This window comes from Pseudomonas sp. LARHCG127, from assembly GCF_052871455.1.
Genome location: NZ_JBIXJT010000005.1, coordinates 76418 through 99952, shown reverse-complemented (window position 1 = coordinate 99952; position 23535 = coordinate 76418). Strand labels below are relative to the sequence as shown.

The 23535-nt window shown below is 61.3% G+C and carries 19 protein-coding genes; 13 read left to right on the top strand and 6 right to left on the bottom strand.

Going from position 1 to position 23535, the window contains the following annotated elements; all coding sequences use genetic code 11:
• Window positions 1–42: 42 nt before the first annotated feature.
• The 6 genes from ACIPQ1_RS10620 to fabI are packed head-to-tail and all read left to right on the top strand — an operon-like array spanning window position 43 to window position 8251.
• Complete coding sequence (locus tag ACIPQ1_RS10620; RefSeq protein ID WP_411387360.1) at window positions 43–1875, top strand: extracellular solute-binding protein; 1833 nt, start codon at window positions 43–45, stop codon at window positions 1873–1875.
• The gene (locus ACIPQ1_RS10615) at window positions 1872–3725 is read left to right on the top strand and encodes an extracellular solute-binding protein (RefSeq protein WP_411387359.1); all 1854 of its coding nucleotides are present in this window, start codon (window positions 1872–1874) and stop codon (window positions 3723–3725) included. The genes ACIPQ1_RS10620 and ACIPQ1_RS10615 overlap by 4 nt, the downstream gene beginning before the upstream one ends.
• Window positions 3726–3729: 4 nt before the next feature.
• Window positions 3730–4803 (top strand): microcin C ABC transporter permease YejB, encoded by a 1074-nt coding sequence (locus ACIPQ1_RS10610; RefSeq protein WP_186704862.1) that lies wholly within the window; start codon window positions 3730–3732, stop codon window positions 4801–4803.
• 1 nt (window position 4804) lies between these two features.
• The gene (locus ACIPQ1_RS10605; RefSeq protein WP_186704861.1) at window positions 4805–5824 is read left to right on the top strand and encodes a microcin C ABC transporter permease; all 1020 of its coding nucleotides are present in this window, start codon (window positions 4805–4807) and stop codon (window positions 5822–5824) included.
• Window position 5825: 1 nt separating this feature from the next.
• Window positions 5826–7436, top strand: a complete 1611-nt coding sequence (locus ACIPQ1_RS10600) for an ABC transporter ATP-binding protein (RefSeq protein WP_411387358.1) — start codon at window positions 5826–5828, stop codon at window positions 7434–7436.
• A 20-nt stretch (window positions 7437–7456) separates the two neighbouring features.
• Entirely contained in the window at window positions 7457–8251 is a 795-nt protein-coding gene (gene fabI / locus ACIPQ1_RS10595) for an enoyl-ACP reductase FabI (RefSeq protein ID WP_186704859.1), read from the top strand.
• Window positions 8252–8661: 410 nt separating this feature from the next.
• On the opposite strand, the gene ACIPQ1_RS10590 is transcribed toward fabI, so the two are convergent.
• Window positions 8662–9624 (bottom strand): GGDEF domain-containing protein, encoded by a 963-nt coding sequence (locus ACIPQ1_RS10590; protein WP_250964430.1) that lies wholly within the window; start codon window positions 9622–9624, stop codon window positions 8662–8664.
• Between the two features lie 137 nt (window positions 9625–9761).
• On the opposite strand from ACIPQ1_RS10590, the gene ACIPQ1_RS10585 reads away from it, so the two are divergent.
• Entirely contained in the window at window positions 9762–10586 is an 825-nt protein-coding gene (locus tag ACIPQ1_RS10585) for an AraC family transcriptional regulator (protein ID WP_446534063.1), read from the top strand.
• 205 nt (window positions 10587–10791) lie between these two features.
• Here ACIPQ1_RS10585 and ACIPQ1_RS10580 read toward each other — a convergent pair whose 3' ends face one another.
• Complete coding sequence (locus ACIPQ1_RS10580) at window positions 10792–11379, bottom strand: LysE family translocator (RefSeq protein ID WP_411387357.1); 588 nt, start codon at window positions 11377–11379, stop codon at window positions 10792–10794.
• Between the two features lie 174 nt (window positions 11380–11553).
• On the opposite strand from ACIPQ1_RS10580, the gene ACIPQ1_RS10575 reads away from it, so the two are divergent.
• Window positions 11554–13008 (top strand): TrkH family potassium uptake protein, encoded by a 1455-nt coding sequence (locus ACIPQ1_RS10575; RefSeq protein WP_446534062.1) that lies wholly within the window; start codon window positions 11554–11556, stop codon window positions 13006–13008.
• A 75-nt stretch (window positions 13009–13083) separates the two neighbouring features.
• On the opposite strand, the gene ACIPQ1_RS10570 is transcribed toward ACIPQ1_RS10575, so the two are convergent.
• Window positions 13084–13584 (bottom strand): hypothetical protein, encoded by a 501-nt coding sequence (locus tag ACIPQ1_RS10570; protein WP_411387355.1) that lies wholly within the window; start codon window positions 13582–13584, stop codon window positions 13084–13086.
• Window positions 13585–13729: 145 nt separating this feature from the next.
• On the opposite strand from ACIPQ1_RS10570, the gene ACIPQ1_RS10565 reads away from it, so the two are divergent.
• The 3 genes from ACIPQ1_RS10565 (at window position 13730) to ACIPQ1_RS10555 (ending at window position 16128) form a co-directional block, all read left to right on the top strand.
• Window positions 13730–14812 (top strand): bifunctional transcriptional activator/DNA repair enzyme AdaA, encoded by a 1083-nt coding sequence (locus ACIPQ1_RS10565; RefSeq protein ID WP_411387354.1) that lies wholly within the window; start codon window positions 13730–13732, stop codon window positions 14810–14812.
• A gap of 23 nt (window positions 14813–14835) precedes the next feature.
• Window positions 14836–15450: a DNA-3-methyladenine glycosylase family protein gene (locus tag ACIPQ1_RS10560; protein WP_411387353.1), complete on the top strand. Its 615-nt coding sequence runs from the start codon at window positions 14836–14838 to the stop codon at window positions 15448–15450.
• A 189-nt stretch (window positions 15451–15639) separates the two neighbouring features.
• Window positions 15640–16128: a GFA family protein gene (locus ACIPQ1_RS10555; protein ID WP_250965973.1), complete on the top strand. Its 489-nt coding sequence runs from the start codon at window positions 15640–15642 to the stop codon at window positions 16126–16128.
• Between the two features lie 145 nt (window positions 16129–16273).
• On the opposite strand, the gene miaE is transcribed toward ACIPQ1_RS10555, so the two are convergent.
• Window positions 16274–16879, bottom strand: coding sequence for a tRNA isopentenyl-2-thiomethyl-A-37 hydroxylase MiaE (miaE, locus tag ACIPQ1_RS10550; protein ID WP_446534061.1), 606 nt, complete (start codon window positions 16877–16879; stop codon window positions 16274–16276).
• 175 nt (window positions 16880–17054) lie between these two features.
• Here miaE and ACIPQ1_RS10545 point away from each other — a divergent pair, with 175 nt between their 5' ends.
• Window positions 17055–17918: a universal stress protein gene (locus ACIPQ1_RS10545; RefSeq protein WP_186728522.1), complete on the top strand. Its 864-nt coding sequence runs from the start codon at window positions 17055–17057 to the stop codon at window positions 17916–17918.
• A 202-nt stretch (window positions 17919–18120) separates the two neighbouring features.
• On the opposite strand, the gene ACIPQ1_RS10540 is transcribed toward ACIPQ1_RS10545, so the two are convergent.
• On the bottom strand, window positions 18121–18591 hold the full coding sequence (locus ACIPQ1_RS10540; RefSeq protein WP_411387352.1) for a DUF1289 domain-containing protein: 471 nt from the start codon (window positions 18589–18591) through the stop codon (window positions 18121–18123).
• 407 nt (window positions 18592–18998) lie between these two features.
• Between ACIPQ1_RS10540 and acnB the strand changes: the two genes are divergently transcribed.
• Entirely contained in the window at window positions 18999–21608 is a 2610-nt protein-coding gene (gene acnB, locus ACIPQ1_RS10535) for a bifunctional aconitate hydratase 2/2-methylisocitrate dehydratase (RefSeq protein ID WP_092348756.1), read from the top strand.
• Between the two features lie 258 nt (window positions 21609–21866).
• Here the strand turns inward: acnB and ACIPQ1_RS10530 are convergent, their stop codons facing one another.
• Entirely contained in the window at window positions 21867–23147 is a 1281-nt protein-coding gene (locus tag ACIPQ1_RS10530) for a serine/threonine transporter (RefSeq protein WP_446534060.1), read from the bottom strand.
• Between the last annotated feature and the right edge of the window lie 388 nt (window positions 23148–23535).

Genomic DNA, 23535 nt, shown 5'->3' with positions numbered 1-23535 from the left:
ACAGGCCATAAAAGCCCAAGCCGCCTGGATCGGATCTCAGACTTGATACGTCCCCTCCTCCTGCTCCTGATCAGCCTGGCCTTGAGCTCTCCCGCCAGCGCAACCATCAGCGAAAGCCATGGTTATGCGCAGTTCGGCACGCTCAAGTACCCGGCCAGGTTCACCCACTTCGACTGGGTCAACCCGCAAGCGCCCAAGGGCGGAGTCTTGCGGGTCATGGCATTCGGCACCTTCGATACGCTCAATCCCTACACATTCAAGGGCAGCAGCCCGGTTTCCACCCCCAATTTCCTGCAATACGGCATCAATGAGCTGAACGAACCGCTGATGGTCGGCACTGGCCAGTATGCACCGTCGGGTGACGAACCAACGTCGAGCTATGGGCTGATCGCCCAGTCGGTGGAATACAGCGAAGATCGCAGCTGGGTGGTGTTCAACCTGCGCCCCGAGGCGCGGTTCCACGATGGCGTGCCCATCACCGCTTATGACGTGGCGTTCTCCTACCGGACGCTGCTCAAGGACGGCCACCCGCAATACCGCACCAACCTGCAGGAAGTGTTGCGGGTCGACATTCTCAACCCGCTGAAAATCCGCTTTGTCTTCAAGCGCGCGGGCAATCCGCTGCTGATCCTGCGCCTGGGTGAGCTGCCGGTGTTGCCCCAGCATTACTGGAAAGGTCGCGATTTCAAGGCGACGACCTTCGAGCCGCCCCTGGGCAGCGGGCCGTATCGCATCACCAAAGTGCAACCCGGTCGCCAACTGGTGTTCGAACGGGTCAAGAACTACTGGGGCAAGGACCTGCCGGTCAATCGCGGCAAGTACAACTACGACCGCATGGAGGTGGAGTTCTACCGTGACAGCGAAGTCGCCTTCGAAGCCTTCAAGGCCGGTGAATTCGACATCTACATCGAGCACCAGGCCAAGAACTGGGCCAACGGCTATCAATTCCCGGCGGTCAACCGCGGCGACGTGATCAAGGCACAGATTCCCCACCAGATCCCGACCCAGACCCAAGGCCTGTTCATGAACACCCGGCGCGGCACGTTCGCCGACATCAAGGTGCGTGAAGCCCTGGGGCTGATGTTCGATTTCGAGTGGACCAACCGCACCCTGTTCAGCGGCGCCTACAAGCGCACCCTCAGCTACTACCCCAACAGCGAATTCTCCGCCACCGGCCTGCCGGTGGGCCATGAATGGCTACTGCTCAAGCCGTACCGCGAACAACTGCCACCTGAACTGCTCACCGAACCCTTCAGCTTGCCCAAGACCGACGGGCGCGGCATCCCTCGGGAAACCTTGCGCAAAGCATTGGGACTCCTGAAGGAGGCCGGTTGGAGCCTCAACGGCCAACGCCTGCTGAACGCCGATAGCCAGCCCCTGAGTTTCGAAATCCTGCTGGTGAACCCGAACCTGGAGCGCATCCTGCAACCCTACGTCGAGAACCTCGCCAGCATCGGCATCCAGGCACGGCTGCGCACAGTGGACCGAGCCCAGTACAAGCAGCGCCTGGACCAGTTCGACTTCGACATGATCCTGCTGACCTTGGGCCAGACGCTCAGCCCCGGGCTGGAGCAGTGGCAGTACTTCCATTCCAGCCAGGTCGGGGTCAAAGGCAGCAAGAACTACGCCGGGATCGCCAACCCGGTGGTCGACCACCTGTTGGAAAAACTGCTCGCCGCCCAGACCCGCGACGAACAGGTCGCCGCCGGCAAGGCCCTGGATCGCGTGCTGTTGTGGCAGCATTACTGCATTCCCAACTGGTATCTCAATTATCATCGCCTGGCATACCGCAACCGGTTCGCCTTCGTCACCACGCCGCCCTACACCCTGGGCCTGAGCGCCTGGTGGCTGAAATCTTCGGAGAAAGATCAATGAAGCCTCTACGTGCCCTGCTCCTGCAGGCCAGCTGCCTGTTATTCGCCGGGCTGGCCTGCGCCGCGCCGCAGCACGCCTTGACGCTGTACAACGAGCCGCCGAAGTACCCGGCGGATTTCAAGCATTTCGACTACGTGAACCCCGATGCGCCCAAGGGTGGAATATTCCGCCAAGGCGGGTTTGGCAGCTTCGACAGCCTCAACCCGTTCATCAGCAAAGGCGTACCGGCCGACGACATCGGCCTGATCTACGACACCCTGGCCAAGCAGGGCCTGGACGAACCGTTCACCGAATACGGGTTGATCGCCGAAAAAATCGAGAAAGCCCCAGACAATGGCTGGGTGCGCTTCTACTTGCGCCCCGAAGCCCGCTTCAACGATGGCCACCCGGTACGCGCAGAAGACGTCGTCTTCAGCTTCCAGACCCTGACCAAGGACGGCGCCCCGATGTTCCGCGGCTATTACAACGACGTCGCCGAAGTCATCGCCGAAGATCCGCTCAAGGTCCTCTTCAAGTTCAAGCACACCAATAATCGCGAGCTGCCATTGATCCTCGGCCAGTTACCCGTCCTGCCCAAGCATTGGTGGGCCAGTCGAGATTTCAGCAAGGGCAACCTTGAGATCCCTCTGGGCAGCGGTCCCTACAAGGTCGCCGAAGTGAAGGCCGGACGCTCGATCCGCTATGAGCGCGTGAAGGATTATTGGGGCAAGGACCTGCCGGTCAACCGTGGCTTCTACAATTTCGACGTGCTGACCACCGACTATTACCGCGACAACACCGTGGCCGTGGAAGCGTTGAAAGCCGGGCAGTTCGATTTCTGGCTGGAAATGGCCGCCAAGAACTGGGCCAACGCCTACAACATTCCGGCGGTGACCGAAGGTCGGTTGGTCAAGGAACAGATCCCCAACGGCAACCCTACCGGCATGCAGGGCTTTATCTACAACCTGCGTCGCCCGGTTTTCCAAGACGTGCGGGTACGCAAGGCCCTAAGCCTGCTGCTGGACTTCGAGTGGACCAACAAACAGCTGTTCCATGGCGCCTACGCCCGCACCCGCAGCTATTTCGAGAATTCGGAGATGGCGGCAACCGGGCTGCCTGGCGAAGACGAATTGAAAATCCTCGAACCCTTGCGTGGCAAGATTCCCGAGCAGGTCTTCACCGAAGCCTTCCAGCCTTCGATGTGTGACGGCAGCGGCATGATCCGCGACCAGCAACGCAAGGCCTATCACCTGCTGCAGGAGGCCGGATGGCGCATCGTCGACGACAAGATGGTCGATGCCCAAGGCAAGCCCGTGGTGCTGGAGTTTCTGCTGGCCCAGACCGAGTTCGAGCGAGTCTTGTTGCCATTCAAGCGCAACCTGAGTGACCTGGGCATCGAACTGGTGATTCGCCGCGTGGATGTATCCCAGTACATCAACCGTGTACGCTCGCGGGACTTCGACCTGGTGGTGGGCAGCTTCCCGCAATCCAGCTCGCCAGGCAATGAACAGCGCGAGTTCTGGATGTCCGCCGCCGCCGACAAGCCCGGCAGCCGCAACACCATGGGCTTGAAGGACTCGGCTGTGGACCAGTTGGTGGAGCAATTGATCAACGCCGATTCGCGCAAGAGCCTGGTGGCCCATGCCCGGGCATTGGACCGCGTCCTGCAATGGGGCTACTACGTAATCCCCAACTGGCACATCAAGACCTGGCGCGTGGCCTATTGGAACCACATCGGCCACCCGAAAGTCACGCCGACCTACGACATCGGCACCACCACCTGGTGGGTCAAGCCGGAGGTCAAACCGGCCGATGAAGTAGAAAAGCAGGTCATCGAGCAGCAAGTCGCCGCCCCTGCGAGCGTGGAGTAACAAGATGCTGGCTTATATTTTTCGGCGACTGCTGCTGATCATTCCCACCCTGTTCGGCATTCTGTTGATCAACTTCGTCATCATCCAAGCCGCGCCCGGCGGGCCGGTGGAGCAGATGATCGCCAAGCTCGAGGGCTTCGAGGGCGCCACCAGCCGCATCGCCGGCGGCGGTGCCGAAGTATCGGTGGCCGGTTCTTCCTACCGCGGCGCCCAGGGCCTGGACCCGGCGTTGGTCAAGGAAATCGAACGCATGTACGGCTTCGACAAGTCGGCGCCCGAACGCCTGTGGATCATGATCAAGAATTACGCCCGCCTGGACTTCGGTGACAGTTTTTTCCGCGACGCCAAGGTCATCGACCTGATCAAGGAAAAGATGCCGGTGTCCATCTCCCTCGGCCTGTGGAGCACGCTGATCATGTACCTGGTGTCGATCCCGCTGGGGATCGCCAAGGCCACGCGCCATGGCAGCCATTTCGACGTGTGGACCAGCTCGGCAATCATCGTCGGCTACGCGATCCCGTCGTTCCTGTTCGCCATCCTGCTGATCGTGGTGTTTGCCGGCGGCAGTTATTTCGACTGGTTCCCGTTGCGCGGACTGACTTCCAACAACTTCGACGAATTGAGCATGGGCGGCAAGATCCTCGATTACTTCTGGCACCTGGCCTTGCCCGTGACCGCCCTGGTGATCGGCAACTTCGCTACCATGACCCTGCTGACCAAGAACAGCTTCCTCGACGAAATCAACAAGCAATACGTGGTCACCGCCAAGGCCAAGGGCCTGACCCGCCATCGAGTGCTCTACGGCCATGTCTTCCGCAACGCCATGCTGCTGGTGATCGCCGGTTTCCCCTCGGCATTCATCGGGATCTTTTTCACCGGCTCGCTGCTGGTGGAAGTGATCTTCTCCCTCGACGGCCTCGGCCTGATGAGTTTCGAAGCGGCCATCAACCGCGACTACCCGGTGGTGTTCGGCACCCTGTTCATCTTCACCTTGCTGGGACTGGTGGTGAAACTGATCGGCGACCTGACCTACACCTTTGTCGATCCGCGCATCGACTTCGAAAGCCGGGAGCATTGAGATGAACCTGTCCCCTCTCAATCGCCGTCGCTTCGAACTGTTCAAGGCCAACAAGCGTGGCTGGTGGTCGCTGTGGCTGTTCCTGGTCCTGTTCGGGCTGAGCCTGGGCGCCGAGCTGATCGCCAACGACAAGCCGTTGGTGGTGCATTACGACGACGGCTGGTACTTCCCGGCCCTCAAGCGCTACCCGGAAACCACGTTCGGCGGCGAGTTCCCCCTGGAAGCCAACTACAAGAGCCCCTACATCCGCGAACTGCTGGCCGCCAAGGACGCCTGGGTGCTGTGGGCGCCGATCCCCTTCAGCTACCAGAGCATCAACTACGACCTGAAGGTCCCGGCCCCGGCCCCCCCTTCTGCCATGAACTGGCTGGGTACCGACGACCAGGGCCGCGATGTCCTCGCCCGGATCATCTACGGCTTCCGCATTTCGGTGCTGTTCGCCCTGACGCTGACGCTGCTCAGCTCGATCATCGGCGTGATCGCCGGCGCCCTGCAGGGTTTCTATGGCGGCTGGGTGGACCTGGCCGGCCAGCGCTTCCTGGAAATCTGGTCCGGACTGCCGGTGTTGTACCTGTTGATCATCCTGGCCAGCTTCGTGCAGCCCAATTTCTGGTGGCTCCTGGGGATCATGCTGCTGTTTTCCTGGATGAGCCTGGTGGACGTGGTCCGCGCCGAGTTCCTGCGCGGGCGCAACCTGGAATACGTGCGCGCCGCGCGAGCACTGGGCATGCAGAACGGCGCGATCATGTTCCGCCACATCCTGCCCAACGCCATGGTCTCGACCATGACCTTCATGCCGTTCATCCTCACCGGCGCCATCGGCACCCTCACCGCCCTGGATTTCCTCGGCTTTGGCCTGCCGCCGGGCGCGCCGTCCCTGGGCGAGTTGGTGGCCCAGGGCAAGTCCAACCTCCAGGCGCCATGGCTGGGCATCAGCGCGTTCGCCGTGCTGGCCCTGATGCTGAGCCTGTTGGTGTTCATCGGCGAGTCCGCTCGCGATGCCTTCGATCCGAGGAAGTGATATGAACCAGGACAACCTGATCGAAGTGCGCGACCTGGCGGTGGAGTTCGTTGTCGGCGAACGCCGCCAGCGCGTGGTCGAGGGCGTGAGTTTCGATATCCAGCGCGGCGAAACCCTGGCCCTGGTGGGTGAAAGCGGCTCGGGCAAGTCGGTCACCGCCCACTCGATCCTGCGCTTGCTGCCCTACCCCCTGGCCCATCACCCCACCGGGACCATCCAGTACGCCGGCCAGGATTTACTGGGGCTGAAGGAAAAAACCATTCGCCATATCCGCGGCAACCGGATCGCGATGATCTTCCAGGAGCCGATGACCTCCCTCAACCCGCTGCACTCCATCGAAAAACAGATCAATGAAGTGCTCGGCATCCACAAGGGCCTGAGCGGCAAGGTCGCGACCCGCCGGACCCTTGAGTTGCTGGAGCTGGTCGGCATTCCCGAGCCCCACAAGCGCCTCAAGGCCCTGCCCCACGAGTTGTCCGGCGGCCAGCGCCAGCGGGTGATGATCGCCATGGCCCTGGCCAACGAGCCGGAACTGCTGATCGCCGACGAGCCGACCACCGCCCTGGACGTCACCGTCCAGCTGAAAATCCTCCAATTGCTCAAGGAATTGCAGGCGCGCTTGGGCATGTCGCTGCTGTTGATCAGCCACGATTTGAACCTGGTGCGAAGAATTGCGCATCGCGTATGTGTCATGCAGCGCGGTTGCATCGTCGAACAGGCATCGTGCGAAGAGTTGTTCCGCGCGCCGCAGCATCCGTACACTCGGGAACTGCTGGGCGCTGAACCCAGCGGCACCCCGGCGAACAATGTCGTCGGCCCGCCGCTGTTGCAGGTAGAGGACCTGAAAGTCTGGTTCCCGATCAAGAAAGGCCTGTTCAAACGCACGGTGGACTACATCAAGGCCGTGGACGGCATCCGCTTCAGCCTGCCCCAGGGCCAGACCCTGGGCATCGTCGGCGAAAGCGGCTCCGGCAAGTCCACCCTGGGGCTGGCAATCCTGCGGTTGATCGGCAGCCAGGGTGGGATCCGCTTCGAAGGCAAGTCGTTGGACAGCCTGACGCAGCAGCAAGTCCGACCGCTGCGCCGGGAGATGCAAGTGGTGTTTCAGGACCCCTTCGGTAGCCTGAGCCCACGGATGTGCGTCAGCCAGATCGTCGGCGAAGGCCTGCGGATCCACAAGATCGGCACCGAAGCCGAACAGGAACAAGCGATAATCGCGGCATTGAAGGAGGTAGGCCTGGACCCGGAAACCCGGAACCGCTACCCCCATGAATTTTCCGGAGGGCAACGGCAGCGTATCGCCATTGCCCGGGCCCTGGTGCTCAAGCCGGCGTTGATTCTGCTGGATGAACCAACGTCGGCGCTGGACCGTACCGTGCAACGCCAAGTGGTGGAGCTGTTGCGGTCGTTGCAAACCAAGTACAACCTGACGTACCTGTTTATCAGCCATGACCTGGCTGTCGTCAAAGCGCTGAGCCACCAGCTGATGGTGGTCAAGCATGGCCAAGTGGTCGAACAAGGTGATGCCCGCAGCATATTCGCCGCGCCGCAGCACCCCTATACACAGCAGTTGCTGGAGGCCGCCTTCCTGGCCCCAACAACTGCCGAATAACCTGAAAAGAGGAGCAACACATGGGTTTTCTCGCCGGTAAGCGCGTACTGATCGTCGGTGTCGCCAGCAAGCTGTCCATCGCATCCGGCATCGCCGCCGCCATGCATCGCGAGGGCGCTGAGCTTGCCTTCACTTATCAGAACGACAAACTCAAGGGTCGTGTCGAAGAGTTCGCACAAGGCTGGGGCTCGAGCCCTGAGCTGTGCTTCCCGTGCGACGTGGCCAGCGATGAAGAAATCGCCAAGGTCTTCCAAGAGCTGAGCAAGAAGTGGGACGGCCTGGACTGCATCGTGCACTCCGTGGGCTTCGCCCCGGGCGACCAACTGGACGGCGACTTCACCGAAGCCACCACCCGTGAAGGTTTCCGCATTGCCCACGACATCAGCGCCTACAGCTTCGTGGCCCTGGCCAAGGCCGGTCGCGAAATGATGAAAGGCCGCAACGGCAGCCTGCTGACCCTGTCGTACCTGGGCGCCGAGCGCACCATGCCGAACTACAACGTCATGGGCATGGCCAAGGCTTCCCTGGAAGCTGGCGTGCGCTACCTGGCCGGTTCCCTGGGTCCGGACGGCACTCGCGTCAACTGCGTATCGGCAGGCCCGATCCGCACCCTCGCCGCTTCCGGCATCAAGAACTTCCGCAAGATGCTGGCCGCCAACGAAGCGCAAACCCCGCTGCGTCGCAACGTCACCATCGAAGAAGTCGGCAACGCCGGCGCCTTCCTGTGCTCGGACCTAGCGTCGGGCATCAGCGGCGAAATCATGTACGTGGACGGCGGCTTCAACACCACCGCCATGGGTAATATCGAAGAGTAATCTTCACGCGCACCACGCTTGAAAAACGCCGCTCGTCCTGGAAAGGGCAAGCGGCGTTTTTTATTCGATTGCCTGATTGCACCGCCATTCCCTGTGGGAACGAGCTTGCTCGCGATGGCGGTATGTCGGTGATATGGCCCCGTGGCGAGGGAGCTTGCTCCCGCTCGGCTGCGAAGCAGTCGTGAACCGGCGGGTGCGGTGTCTCTGACGCTCCGCATTCGGCAGGTTTTGGGGCCGCTTCGCGCCCCAGCGGGAGCAAGCTCCCTCGCCACGGATTGTCGACGACCTTAAGTAAACAGCGTTACCTGTGGGAGCGGGCTTGCTCGCGAAAGCGGTGGGTCAGCTTGCATTGATATTGAATGTACCGACGCCTTCGCGAGCAAGCCCGCTCCCACAGGGATTAGCCTGTGCTAGCTGCGCAGCGCCTGCTTCTGCGCATACATCGCCGCATCCGCGTCAGCCAGCAGGTTATCGATCGACCGATGGCGCTGGGCGTCGTACTCGATCTGGCCGACGCTGAACCGAATGTCATAGCCGCGCTGCAACATCGCATTGCGCTCATGAAGGATTTCCTGGAGCCGTGCCATGATCGTCGCTGTCTCGACATGGGAGGAGCCGGTGAGCAACGCCACGAACTCGTCTCCGCCCAGACGACCGATCACATCACTTTCGCGAAAGGCGATGCGCAGCACGTCGGCGAAGGTTTTCAGCGCGCTGTCACCCTCGGCATGCCCATAGCGATCATTGATCGGCTTGAAGTCGTTGAGGTCGAAGAACAGCAGCGTCGCCGGTCGCGACAAGCGATCACACACACTCAACGCATGCTGGGCCAGCGTCCTGAAGCCGCGGCGATTGGACAACAGCGTCAGCTCGTCCATGCTCGCCATCTGCACCGCGACCATTTCCTGCTCGGCCATGCGCGCCAGGTCACGCAGCAGTTCGCGTTCTTCGTCATTGAGCCGGCGCGGCTTGGTGTCGAGCAGGCACAACGTGCCCAGCTTGCTGCCATCCTCCAACCCCAGCGGATGCCCTGCGTAGAAGCGAATGCCAGGCGTGTCCGTGACCAGTGGGTTGTCGTGGAAGCGCTCGTCCTGTTCCGCATCGCAGATCTCCAGGATCTGATCCTGCAAAATCGCATGCCCGCAAAACGAAACTTCCCGCGAGGTTTCGCTGGCCTCCAGGCCAGCGCTGGACTTGAACCACTGCCGGTTGGCGTCCACCAGCGACACCAGGGCGATGGGCACGTCAAACAGGCGCCGGGCAAGGCGGGTCAGGCGATCAAAGCGCTCTTCGGGTGCGGTATCGAGCAGTTTGAGCGAGTGCAGATTCTTGAGGCGAACGGCTTCGTTGTCCGGTTTACCTGGCGCAAGCATCGGAAACTCCATTGGCGGGACTTTCTGGAGTCTAGTCCAGGAAGTACCGCCGATGAACAGAACAGCCAAATCCAACGGGCATTTGCCGGCCAGGGCTAATACACTGCCACACAGGTTCACGACGAGGATGCTGACCGATGAAGCACGCCAACCCTGACGCCGCCCCACGCTTCTGGCGCGACGCGGCCCTGCCCTTCATCGAAGCCCGGGCCATCGACGATGGGCGCAAGGTCTGCTATTCGCGTCACTCCCATGATCACTTCTCCATCGGCGCGATCACCGCCGGGCGCAGTACCTATATCCACGGACGCTCGAGTTTCCAGGTGGAAAGCGGCACAGTGGTGCTGATGAACCCCGGCGACGTCCATGCCTGCAACCCGATCGACGATCAGCCGTGGTCCTACGTGATGTTGTACGTCGACACCCAGTGGCTCAGGGATCTGCAGCGCCGTATCGGCTTTGACGAAAACCTCGATTTCCAAGGGTTCGCCACCACCCACAGCCGCGACGCAGAGCTGTTTGCCGCGTTGGGACGGTTGTATGGGCAATTGGTGGACGAGCAACTCGACACGGCCGGCAAGCACGCCGCCGCCGAGGCTTTTTTCATGGACCTGCAACAACGCCTCAACCCGGCCGGCCGTCCGGACCGGGGCAGTCATCCAGGGCTGATGCGTGCGGCGCAATTTATCCATGACCATTGCAGCGAAGCCTTGAAGCTCGAAGACATCTGCACCGCCGCGCAGTTGTCGCCGTCCTACCTGAGCCGAGCCTTCAAGCGCCATTACGGGATGACACCCCATGCCTTCCTGGTCAACCGCCGGATCCAGTTTGCCCGGCGCCAATTGCGCGAAGGCAAGCTGATCGCCGACGTTGCGCTGGACAGTGGGTTTGCCGACCAGGCGCACTTCCAGCGCGCCTTCAAGCAACACCTGGCAGCCACGCCCGGGCAATATCGCGGCTGATACCGCAGCCCGGAAATGGGGTGAGTCCCCCTGTGGCCAGAGATTGCTCCCGCTGGGCTACGCAGTAGCCCTCGATTCTGGGCGACTGCTGCGCAGTCGAGCGGGAGCAAGCTCCCTCGCCACAACAGCATCCCTGCCTCGAAAGAGCGGACCGCAGCCACAACTGCACGCCCTCTGACATGCCCCGGGTTACCGCCACTTCAGTTCACGGCAACAACAGATACACCGCACTCATCACCAACAAGGCCGCCATCGCCCGGTTGAACAGGCGCATGGTCGCCGGATTCCCCAGCCACGAGCGCAGGAAGCTCCCCGCATAGGCCCAGCAGCCCACCGAGACGTAGCAGATCACCAGGTAGATCGCCGCAAACTGCCACACCAGCCGCACCTCGCCATCGGCGACGAATGCGCCCATTCCCGCCACACAGGCCAGCCAGGCCTTGGGATTGAGCCATTGCATCAGCGCGCCGTAGAGCATCGACGGCGCACGCCCCTCGTCCCGCCCTCCCAGCTCGCCATTGTCCATCGCCAGTTTCCAGGCCATGAACAGCAGGAAGGCCACACCCGCCAGTTGCACCACGCGCGTAAGCCCCGGCCAACGCTGCAACACTTCATGCAACCCCAACCCCATCAAGACCAGCAGCAGGACAAAACCGAGGGTAGCGCCGGCCACGTGCCGCAACGTGGCCCGAAACCCGTACCGGGCCCCGGAGCTGAGGGCGACGATATTGACCGGGCCCGGGGTAATGGAAGCCACCAGCGCAAAGGTCGCCATGGAAAATATCAAGCTCATCACATATCTTCTTCAGTTCAGGAACGAGTCCCAAAGGTAAAGGGGCCCGCTTCGGGGGTATTGAAGAAAACTGCCTTGTCATCGAGCGTCACCGTCTATTTTTTTACGCAAACTTTACGCGCTAGCCGATTAACCAAATCGATACTGTGCGGCTCAATGGATCAGGCGTTTCTCATGTCGATTGCGGTTCTGCGTCTCATCGGTTTCATCCTCGGGATTTTCCTGATTACCCTGGCGATCAGCATGGCGATTCCGCTGTTCACGCTGATGTTTTACGAGCGCAACGATGACTTGTCGGCGTTTCTTTGGTCGAGCCTGATTACCTTCGTGTGTGGTATCGCCCTGGTCGCCCGTGGACGACCGGAACATGTCCACATGCGCCCCAGGGAAATGTACCTGTTGACCACCGCCAGTTGGGTGGTGGTCTGCGCCTTCGCCGCCCTGCCGATGGTATTCATCCAGCACATCAGTTACACCGATGCATTTTTCGAGACGATGTCGGGCATCACGACCACCGGCTCGACCATCCTCACCGGGCTGGATACGGCATCCCCCGGCCTGTTGATCTGGCGTTCGATGCTGCATTGGCTCGGCGGCATCGGCTTTATCGGCATGGCCGTGGCGATCCTGCCGCTGCTGCGGGTCGGCGGCATGCGGTTGTTCCAGACCGAATCATCGGACTGGTCGGAAAAGGTCACGCCGCGCTCTCACGTCGCGGCCAATTACATTCTTTGGATCTATGTCGCGCTGACCGCCTTCGCGACCTTGGCGCTGTGGCTGGCCGGCATGACCCCCTTCGAGGCGATCAACCATGCGATGTCCTTGATTTCCACCGGTGGCTTCTCCACCTCCGACGCTTCCCTGGCGCACTGGACGCAACCGGCCATTCATTGGGTATCGGTGATCGTCATGATGGCGGGATCGCTGCCCTTTACGCTGTATGTCGCGACGCTACGGGGGAACCGGCGTGCGTTGCTCAAGGATCAGCAGGTTCGGGGCTTCATTGGATTTTTGGTCGTTACCTGGCTCGTGGTCGGTACCTGGCTGAGCCTGAACAGTGATCATGGTTGGTGGGACGCGGTTCGCATCGTGGCCGTCAATGTCACCTCTGTCGTCACGACCACAGGCGTGGCGTTGGGTGACTACACGCTGTGGGGCAGTTTCGCCCTGTTGCTGTTCTTCTACTTGACGTTCGTGGGCGGCTGTTCGGGGTCCACGGCCGGCGGGTTGAAAATCTTTCGTTTCCAAGTCGCCGGAGCACTGCTGATGGGCAGCCTGAAGCAATTGATCCACCCCCGGGCGGTGATCCGGAAAAAATACAACAACCATCCCATCGACGAAGAAATCGTCCGCTCGCTGCTGACCTTTTCGTTTTTCTTCACCATCACGATTGGCGCCATTGCCCTGGGCCTGGCGCTGATCGGCCTGGATTGGACAACCGCCCTGACCGGCGCTGCGACCGCGGTGTGCAACGTGGGCCCAGGCTTGGGCAACATCATTGGGCCGGCCGGCAACTTCTCGACCCTGCCCGATGCAGCAAAATGGCTGTTGACCATCGGCATGCTGCTGGGGCGATTGGAGATCCTGACGGTGCTGGTGTTGTTCACGCCGGTGTTCTGGAAATATTGAACGCGATGGGCATGCGTAACTGACAGACGAAAAAAAGCCGCGACACCTTGCAGGCATCGCGGCTTGTTCGGGCGATCAGCGATCGTTCTTGATCGAAGAGCTGGTCGCGTTGGTCAGGCCCTTGGTGTTGTGGGTGCCTGGCGTGGCAGTGGAAATCGCCGACGCCTTGGTCAGGCCGCGCGTATCACGGTCCTTGGCGATGGTCGACGTCAACGACGCCTTGCTGGTACGGTCGGTGCGGGTGGCACCGGTGTGCTTGCCGCTCACGCCATGGTCCCGGGTGCGGGTACGAGTGCCGGTGTGGTCGCTGGCCAATCCTTTGCCAAGGCCGCGGGCGTCGCCCGACTTGTCATGGCCCTGGCCACCGCCAATGCCAGCACCGTGGCCGCCGCCATTACCACCACCGTTTCCTCCGCCGTGACCGCCACCACCGCCATTGCCGCCGCCACCGCCACCGCCATTGCCCGCGGCGTAGCTCGAACCGATCGGCGACAGGTCGGCCGGCAACAAGGCCGAGGCACCGAACGCCAAGGCACAGACAGCAACGGCAATCAGGGATTTCTTATGTTTGGACATGATGTCTCCGAAAGACAAAAACAGCGGGTGAACCTTTAAGACTCGAAGGTTCAATTTTTGTTCGCGACCACCCGACAAACAACCAGAAAATTCACTGTCGATTTTTCGGTGGAGTCGTTCCGGTCACGGTTCTATGCTCTGCCTCATGAACCTACACGACTCGCTGCTCCCACCCCATGCCGAGATGGTCCGCGCCATGCTCGAACGAGACACCGCCTACGAGGGGGTGTTCTTCACTGCGGTCAAGACCACCGGCATCTTCTGTCGCCCCAGTTGCACCGCGCGCAAGCCGAAACCGGAAAACGTGGAATTCTTCGCCCACGCCGACGAAGCCATGTCGGCCGGTTACCGCGCCTGCCTGCGCTGCAAGCCGCTGGACGCTGCTGCAATTGCCCCGGACTGGATCCAAGCCCTGCTCAAGGCGGTGGACGCCGAACCCGACCTGCGCTGGACCGACGCCGTGCTGCTGGAGCAAGGCGTCGAACCGCTGAAATTGCGCCGCTGGTTCAAACAACATTTCGGCATGACCTTTCACGCCTACCTGCGCACCCGTCGCCTGGGCATTGCCTTGGGCGGTATCAAGGACGGCACTTCCATCGACAATGCCGCGTTCGATTCCGGCTATGAATCGTTGAGCGGGTTTCGCGACGCCTTCGTCAAATCCTTCCACATCACGCCGGGCCGCGCGGCCCTCAGCGAACCCTTGTTGTTCGCCCGCCTGACCACGCCATTGGGGCCGATGCTGGCCATGGCCGAACGACGGGGCCTGGTGCTGCTGGAGTTCCTCGACCGTCCGGCCCTGACCAAGGAACTGGAAGAACTGCAGCAGCGCTACGGCTACACGGTCGCGCCAGGGCACAACACTCACCTGCAACAGATCGAAACCGAACTGGCCGAGTATTTCGCCGGCAAACTCACGACGTTCACCGTCCCGCTGCACATGCCCGGCAGTGCATTCGCCATACGAGTCTGGGCTGAACTGCAAAAAATTCCCTACGGCGAAACCCGCAGCTACGGCGGCATCGCCACGGCCCTGGGCAGCCCGGGTGCCAGCCGCGCCGTGGGCTTGGCCAACGGGCAGAATCGCCTGGCCATCGTCATTCCCTGCCACCGGGTGATCGGTGCGGATGGCTCGTTGACCGGCTATGGTGGCGGCCAACCGCGCAAGGCGTTTCTGTTGCGGCTGGAAAAAGCCGCGGTGCAGGTTTCGCTGCCCCTGGCGTTTTGAGCGCCCCGGAGAATGAATACCTGATGCCCGTGCCCTACCACGACGCCAGCGCCTTCCTGGCCAATCTCGACGAAGACTGGCGACGGCACGTCGAGACGATCGGTCCTTGCCTGCTGCAACCCAAGCCGGCCCGGGATCCCTATGAAGCCTTGGTCCGGGCGATTGCCTACCAGCAACTGCACGCCAAGGCAGGCGATGCAATCCTGGGTCGACTGCTGGCGTTGTTCCCGGCGCAGACCTTCCCCTCCCCCACGCAGATCCTGGCGACAGACGTTGCGCAACTGCGCAGTTGTGGGTTTTCCGCCAGCAAGATCGCAACCCTCCAGGGCATCGCCCAAGCGACCCTGGACGGGGTGGTGCCGGACTACGCCACGGCGCGGGCAATGGAGGACGAAGCGTTGATCGAGCGCCTGGTCAGCCTGCGCGGCGTCGGGCGCTGGACCGTGGAAATGCTGCTGATCTACAGCCTGGAGCGGCCCGACATCCTGCCGGCCGATGACTTTGGCGTGCGCGAGGGGTATCGACGGCTCAAGGGATTGGCGCAACAGCCCAGCCGCAAGCAGATGATCGAGATCGGCCTGGCCTGGAGTCCTTATCGGACGGTGGCGGCGTGGTATTTGTGGCGGGTGCCCAAGTGATGGTGGCTGTACCGACGCCTTCGCGAGCAAGCTCGCTCCCACAGGGGATCTGCTGGGTACGCGTTATCTGTGTTCTCTGAGATTAAATGTGGGAGCGAGCTTGCTCGCGATGGCGTCCGCCTGGCAGCCAACAATCCAGGGCCAACCGTCTAGGCTGTCATGAACATCCCAACCCAACTGGAGGTTCCCATGCAGCTAGAAGGATCCTGCCACTGCGGCGCCGTGTCGTTCAGCCTGGCCTGTACCCACCCCTACCCTTATCAACGTTGCTACTGCTCGATCTGCCGCAAGACCCAGGGCGGCGGCGGTTATGCGATTAATTTGGGGGGCGATGCCCAAAGCTTGAAGGTGCGTGGTCGCAAGCACATCTCGATCTACCATGCGCGGCTAAAGGACGACGGCGATAAGCGCGCCCACCGCAGCAGTGCCGAGCGGCATTTCTGTTCCCTGTGTGGATCGGGGCTGTGGCTGTTCAGCCCCGAATGGCCGGAGCTGGTGCACCCGTTCGCTTCAGCCATCGACACGCCGCTGCCGGTACCGCCGGAGCATACCCACTTGATGCTCGGGTCCAGGGCACCATGGGTGGAGGTCGAGGCGCATAAGGGCGACCAGCAGTTCGAGGTCTATCCCGAAGAGTCGATTGCCCAGTGGCATGAACGCCTGGGTTTGACCGGTTGAGAGGCAGCGCTGCAGAAAGCCTCATCGTCGGAACGCCGCCCGGAGCAAGCTCGCTCCCACAGGGGGCGTGTGGGTTTCCAAAATCCACTGTGGGAGCGAGCGTGCTCCGGGCGGCGTTCCGACGATGGCGTCAGGACAAACGGCCCTATGCCGCAGGCACACCACTGTGGAAACGAAATTCCACATCCGGAGATTCGATCAGTTCCCGCTCGGCCTCACGGACCTTGTCGATCACCTGGGCAATGTCCTTGGCATCGCCATACTGGTAAGCCAGTTTCAGGTACCCCTGGAAATGCCGCGCTTCGCTTTTCAGCAAACCGAAGTAGAACTTGCCCAACTCCTCGTCCAGGTGCGGCACCAGGGCCTCGAAACGCTCGCAACTGCGGGCTTCGATGAAGGCGCCGACGACGAGGGTGTCTACCAGTTTGACCGGCTCGTGGCTGCGTACCACCTTGCGCAGCCCCGAGGCATAACGGCCGGCGGAGAGCTGGCGCAAGCCGATCTTGCGCTTTTTCATCAGGCGCATGACTTGCTCGTGGTGCACCAGCTCTTCCCGGGCCAGGCGCGACATCAGGTTGATCAGGTCGACGTGGGAATGGTACTTGGCGATCAGGCTCAGGGCGGTGCTGGCCGCCTTGAATTCGCAGTTCTTGTGGTCGATCAGCAACGTTTCCTGGTCGGCCAGCGCGGCCTGGATCCAGGCATCGGGGGTGCGGCAACCAAGGAATTCGTGGATTTCGGGAAGATTCATGGGGCTCACGGGCAAAGGTAGTCGAGCGAAGGGCGCCGATTATACCGGCCTGCCCCCAGACCACCAGCCACTGCCGTTGATATGCATCAAGTCGATGCCACCCCCACACCCACTAGACTGCCCCACAAGAACTATAGTTGAGCAACGCCAGCCTTTTCATTGGAGAACGCCGATCATGCAAGCCATTCGCAGCATCCTGGTGGTCATCGAGCCCGAACATGCGGAAAGCCTGGCGCTCAAGCGCGCCAAACTGATCGCCGGGGTGACCCAGGCCCACCTGCACCTGTTGGTGTGCGACAGGAAACATGACCATGCAGGCCTGCTCGGCGTGCTCAAAAGCGCATTGCTGGCCGACGGCTACAGCGTCACCACCGAGCAGGCGTGGAACGAAAGCCTCTACGAAACCATCATCGACGTGCAACAGGCTGAAGGTTGCGGGTTGGTGATCAAACAGCATTTCCCCGACAGCCCATTGAAAAAGGCCCTGCTGACCCCGGCGGACTGGAAACTGCTACGCCATTGCCCAACCCCGGTGCTGCTGGTGAAAACTGCCGGTTCCTGGAAAGACAAGGTGATCCTCGCCGCCGTCGATGTGGGCAATGCCGACGGCGAGCATCGCCACCTGCATTCCACCATCATCGACCATGGCTACGACATCGCCCTCCTCGCCAAGGCGCACCTGCATGTGATCAGCGCCCACCCCTCGCCGATGCTCTCGTCCGCCGACCCGACGTTCCAGCTCAAGGAAACCATCGAGGCCCGCTACCGCGAGCAATGCCGGGCGTTCCAGGCCGAGTTCGACATCGACGACCAGCACCTGCACATCGAAGAAGGCCCGGCGGATGTCTTGATTCCGTACATGGCGCGCAAGCTGCAGGCGGCGGTGACGGTCATCGGCACCGTGGCCCGCTCGGGGCTGTCCGGGGTGCTGATCGGCAACACCGCCGAGGCTGTGCTCGACACGCTGGAAAGCGATGTACTGGTGCTCAAGCCCCAGGAGGTGGAGGATCATCTGGTGGAGTTGGCGGTCAAGGAATGAGATGAACGCTGTGGCTGATCCAGCCTGCTTTTGTGGCGAGGGAGCTTGCTCCCGCTCGGCTGCGCAGCAGACGCCTGGATTTGTCAGGACCAGGAAATTTTTCAGGTCAAGAGCGAGGGCCGCTTCGCAGCCCAGCGGGAGCAAGCTCCCTCGCCACAAAAGCGCCCTGGCACAAAAGCTCCTTTGCACAAATGGCTGGTGGTCAGCCGCCAATCGCATCCTTCAGGAACCCCGGCGCGATGTAACGCTGGTAGTGGGCTTCGGACAGAAGGAAAAACTCCCGATCAATGGCATCGCGCAGGTCCGGCAGTTCCCAATCGCGAAATTCCGGCATCAACACCATGCCGTAGGCTTCCAGGTTATTGATCACCCGCGCGCCCCGGGCGATCAACTGATAGGCCCAGCAGTATTCCGACTGGTGCGGCACGAAGCGGATCTTGCGTGACTCCAGTTGCTGGCGCAGCAATGCGGGGTCGAAAACCTCCAACTTGGCCACCATCACCTGCACCAACAGCTGTTCGAGCCGCATCCACACCGCGCGTTTTTCCTCCTCGTTGTAGCCGTTCCAGTGGATCACTTCATGGTGGAACCGCTTGCAGCCACGGCACACCAGGTCACCGTAGACAGTGGAGCAAAGGCCGACGCAAGGGGTCTTGATGAGCTGGTTGGGCATAAGGAAACGCACACGCAAAAACAGGACAGGCCGGCATGTTAGCCCTTTGTCTAAGATTGATCACCCCTCAAACTTCCCGGCCCAACTTACCTTTAATTTTTTTTTCCCGTAGAATCAGCCAGCCTTTTAAGGCGCCAATGTCCGTTAGAAGCTGTTTTCAAAGCGTCACGAGCACAGTCGTTCCTTCAGAGCGGTGTTGGCGAAGGGTCTTTCCAGCGGGGAAAGCCCAACGCCAACCCTCATCAGCTCCCGTTCTGCAGGCGTAAAACTTTGAAAGCAGCTTCTGTGAGGAACTCCGGCAACTCTGGCGTGGAGGCCCAAAAAGCCCCCTGACGCGCATGAGTGCCGTGAGTTTCTGGATGAGCGTCCCGGACACCCATTTGGGACCACTGATGAGGGTAATAACTGTGCTTGAAGCCTACCGCAAACATATCGAAGAGCGTGCAGCCCTGGGTATCGTTCCCCAGCCGCTTAACGCCGAACAAACCGCAGGCCTGATCGAGCTGCTGAAAAATCCTCCGGCTGGCGAAGAAGCTTTCCTCGTTGACCTGATCACCAATCGCGTTCCGCCTGGAGTCGACGAAGCCGCCTACGTCAAGGCCGGTTTCCTGTCCGCCCTGGCCAAGGGCCAGGCCCAATCCCCTCTGCTGGACAAGAAGCGTGCCGTGGAACTGCTCGGCACCATGCAGGGCGGCTACAACATCGTGACCCTGGTGGAGCTGCTGGACGACGCCGAGCTGGCGCCAGTCGCCGCCGAAGAACTCAAGCACACCCTGCTGATGTTCGATGCCTTCCACGACGTGGCTGAAAAAGCCAAGAACGGTAACGTCCACGCCAAGGCCGTGCTGCAATCCTGGGCTGACGGCGAGTGGTTCAAGAAGCGCCCGGTGCTGGCCGACAAGATCAGCCTGCGCGTGTTCAAGGTCACCGGCGAAACCAACACCGACGACCTGTCCCCTGCCCCGGACGCCTGGTCCCGCCCGGACATCCCGCTGCACGCCCTGGCCATGCTGAAAATGGCCCGTGACGGCATCGTTCCGGACGAGCAAGGCAAGACCGGCCCGATGAAGCAGATCGAAGAAATGCGCGGCCAGGGCTTCCCGATCGCCTACGTCGGTGACGTGGTCGGTACCGGCTCCTCGCGTAAATCGGCCACCAACTCGGTGCTGTGGTTCTTCGGCGACGACATTCCTTACGTGCCGAACAAGCGCGCTGGCGGTTTCTGCTTCGGCAGCAAGATCGCTCCGATCTTCTACAACACCATGGAAGATGCCGGCGCACTGCCCATCGAGTTCGACGTGTCGAACATGAACATGGGCGACGTGATCGACCTGTACCCCCATGCCGGCAAGGTCTGCAAGCACGGTACCGACGAAGTCATCACCACCTTCGAAATGAAGACCCCGGTGCTGTTGGATGAAGTCCGCGCTGGCGGCCGTATCCCGCTGATCATTGGCCGTGGCCTGACCGAGAAGGCTCGCGCCGAACTGGGCCTGCCAGCGTTCGACCTGTTCAAGAAGCCTGAAGCACCGGCTGAAAGCACCAAGGGTTTCACCCTGGCGCAGAAGATGGTTGGCAAGGCCTGCGGCCTGGCAGAAGGCCAAGGCGTACGCCCTGGTACCTACTGCGAACCGAAAATGACCACCGTGGGTTCCCAGGACACCACCGGTCCAATGACCCGTGACGAACTGAAAGACCTGGCGTGCCTGGGCTTCTCGGCTGACCTGGTGATGCAGTCCTTCTGCCACACCGCGGCCTATCCGAAGCCGATCGACGTGACCACCCACCACACCCTGCCTGACTTCATCATGACTCGCGGCGGCGTTTCCCTGCGTCCGGGCGACGGCATCATCCACTCGTGGCTGAACCGCATGCTGCTGCCAGACACCGTGGGTACCGGCGGTGACTCCCACACCCGTTTCCCGATGGGCATCTCGTTCCCGGCCGGTTCCGGCCTGGTCGCGTTCGCCGCTGCCACCGGCGTCATGCCGCTGGACATGCCGGAATCGATCCTGGTGCGCTTCAAAGGCAAAATGAAACCTGGCATCACCCTGCGTGACTTGGTTCATGCCATTCCGTACTTCGCCATCCAAAACGGTCTGCTGACCGTCGAGAAGAAAGGCAAGAAAAACGCCTTCTCCGGCCGCATCCTGGAAATCGAAGGCCTGGAAGGCTTGACCCTGGAACAGGCTTTCGAACTGTCCGACGCATCGGCCGAACGTTCGGCTGCCGGTTGCACCATCAAGCTGTCGAAAGAGTCGATCACCGAGTACCTGCAATCGAACATCACCCTGCTGCGCTGGATGATCGGCGAAGGCTACGGTGATGCACGTACCCTGGAACGTCGCGCCCAAGCGATGGAAGCCTGGATCGCCAACCCGCAACTGATGGAAGCCGATGCCGACGCCGAATACGCCGAAGTCATCGAAATCGACCTGGCCGACATCAGCGAGCCTGTGCTCTGCGCGCCGAACGATCCGGACGACGCCCGTCTGCTGTCCAGCGTTGCTGGCGAGAAAATCGACGAAGTGTTCATCGGTTCGTGCATGACCAACATCGGTCACTTCCGCGCTGCCGGTAAGCTGCTGGAGCAAGTCAAAGGCCAGCTGCCAACCCGCCTGTGGCTGTCGCCGCCGACCAAGATGGACGCTCACCAGCTCACCGAAGAAGGCTACTACGGCATCTACGGCAAGGCCGGTGCACGGATGGAAATGCCAGGCTGCTCGCTGTGCATGGGTAACCAGGCACGCGTCGAGCCGAACTCCACCGTGGTGTCGACGTCGACCCGTAACTTCCCGAACCGTCTGGGTGACGGCGCGAACGTCTACCTGGCTTCGGCCGAACTGGCGTCCGTTGCGTCGATCCTGGGTCGCCTGCCGACCGTCGAGGAGTACATGGAATACGCCGGCAAGATCGACAGCATGGCAGCGGACGTGTACCGCTACCTGAGCTTCGATCAGATCGCCGAGTTCCGTGAAGCGGCTGCAAACGCCAACATCCCGGTCGTTCAAGCCTAACGCTTAAAACGCCCGACTAAAAACGCCGCCCTTCTTGCGAGGGGCGGCGTTTTTTTATGGCTTGTTTATTTCGATGCCCGGCGAGCCACCGCTATCGCGAGCAAGCTCGCTCCCACATTGGATTTTCAGCGAACACAAAATTCATATACACCGCAAAACCTGTGGGAGCGAGCTTGCTCGCGAAGAGGCCGGCCCATCCAACATCTTCATCGACTGTGACACCGCCTTCGCGAGCAAGCTCGCTCCCACAGGAAAGGCCTATGCCAAGAAGGAATAGACCAACGCTGTAATCGCCACCAACCCCACCAACACCACAAAGACATTGGAAGCCTGACCGCGATAACGGGCCATGGCTGGGACTTTGCGGATGGCATACATCGGCATCAGGAACAAGATGGCCGCGATGACCGGGCCGCCCAGGGTTTCGATCATGCCCAGGATGCTCGGGTTGAGGGTGGCGACGATCCAGCACACCACCAGCATGAACGCTGCGGTGAGGCGGTCCAGGGTCTTGGGGGCCGGGCGGCGGCCGCTCTTGACGATCAGGCCCTTGAGGCCTTCGCTGGCGCCGATGTAGTGCCCCAGGAACGATTTTGAGATGGCAACAAACGCAATCAGCGGCGCGGCAAAGGCGATGGTCGGGTTGCTGAAGTGGTTGGCCAGGTACGACAGGATCGACAGGTTCTGCGCCTTGGCCTCGGCCAGTTGCGCCGGGGTCAGGGTCAGCACGCAGCTGAACACGAAGAACAACACCATCACCACCATCAGCACATGGGCGCGCGACAGGATCTGCGAACTGCGTTCCTCGGCGTTATCGCCATAGCGACGCTTCTGGTCCACCGCAAACGCCGAGATGATCGGCGAATGGTTGAACGAGAACACCATCACCGGGATTGCCAGCCACAAGGTATGCAACAACGCCGAAGGTGCAGGCGGCGTCGACGCCGTGGTCAGGATGCCGCCGCTCCAGTGGGGAATCAGGAACACCGCCAGGAACAGCAGCGCCACGATGAACGGATAGACCATCAGGCTCATGGCCTTGACGATCGCCTGCTCGCCGCAGCGGACCACCGCCAGCAGGCCCAGGATCAGCACCAGGGACAGCACGACCCGAGGGGGCGGCTGGATGTGCAACTGATGCTCCAGGAAACTGCCCACCGTGTTGGTCAGCGCCACACTGTAGATCAGCAGGATCGGGAAAATGGCAAAGAAATACAAAAGCGTGATCAGTGCGCCGGCCTTGAGACCGAAATGCTCCTCAACCACCTCAGTGATGTCCGCGCCATCACGACCGGACAACACGAAACGGGTCAGGCCCCGGTGGGCATAAAACGTCATGGGGAACGCCAGCAACGCCAGGATCAGCAACGGCCAAAAACCGCCCAGGCCCGCGTTGATCGGTAAGAACAGAGTGCCTGCACCGATGGCGGTGCCAAACAGACCCAGCATCCAGGTGGTGTCGTGGCGACTCCATTGGCTGAGGGTGGCTGGGACTGTCGTTTCAAAGCGCTCTTCGACGCTATTGGCCTGATCATTCATCCGGTCGGATCTCCGCTTTCCGGTCACATGCACCCGGCCGGGACGAGTCGGAAAACCCCGACAGGCAGCGCCCTGGCCGAAACAGGGGCGCGATTGTCCGGGATTAGCGAGCAGAAGCAAAGACTTAGCTGAGGAGCGGTTATGCGGATCAGATGGCTGTCATAAAAATGGTCCCCGTATTTCCCTGTCTTCCCTGTGGGAGCGAGCTTGCTCGCGATAGCGGAGGATCAGCCGACATTCATGCTGGATGTGCCATCGCTATCGCGAGCAAGCTCGCTCCCACAGTTGGATTGAAGTACAGCCGCCAGAGCCAGGCCGGCTGTCAGGCCGCCTCGCGAGCAAGCTTTGCTCCCACAGACAAGAGGATCCAAAAAATGAATCCAAAAAG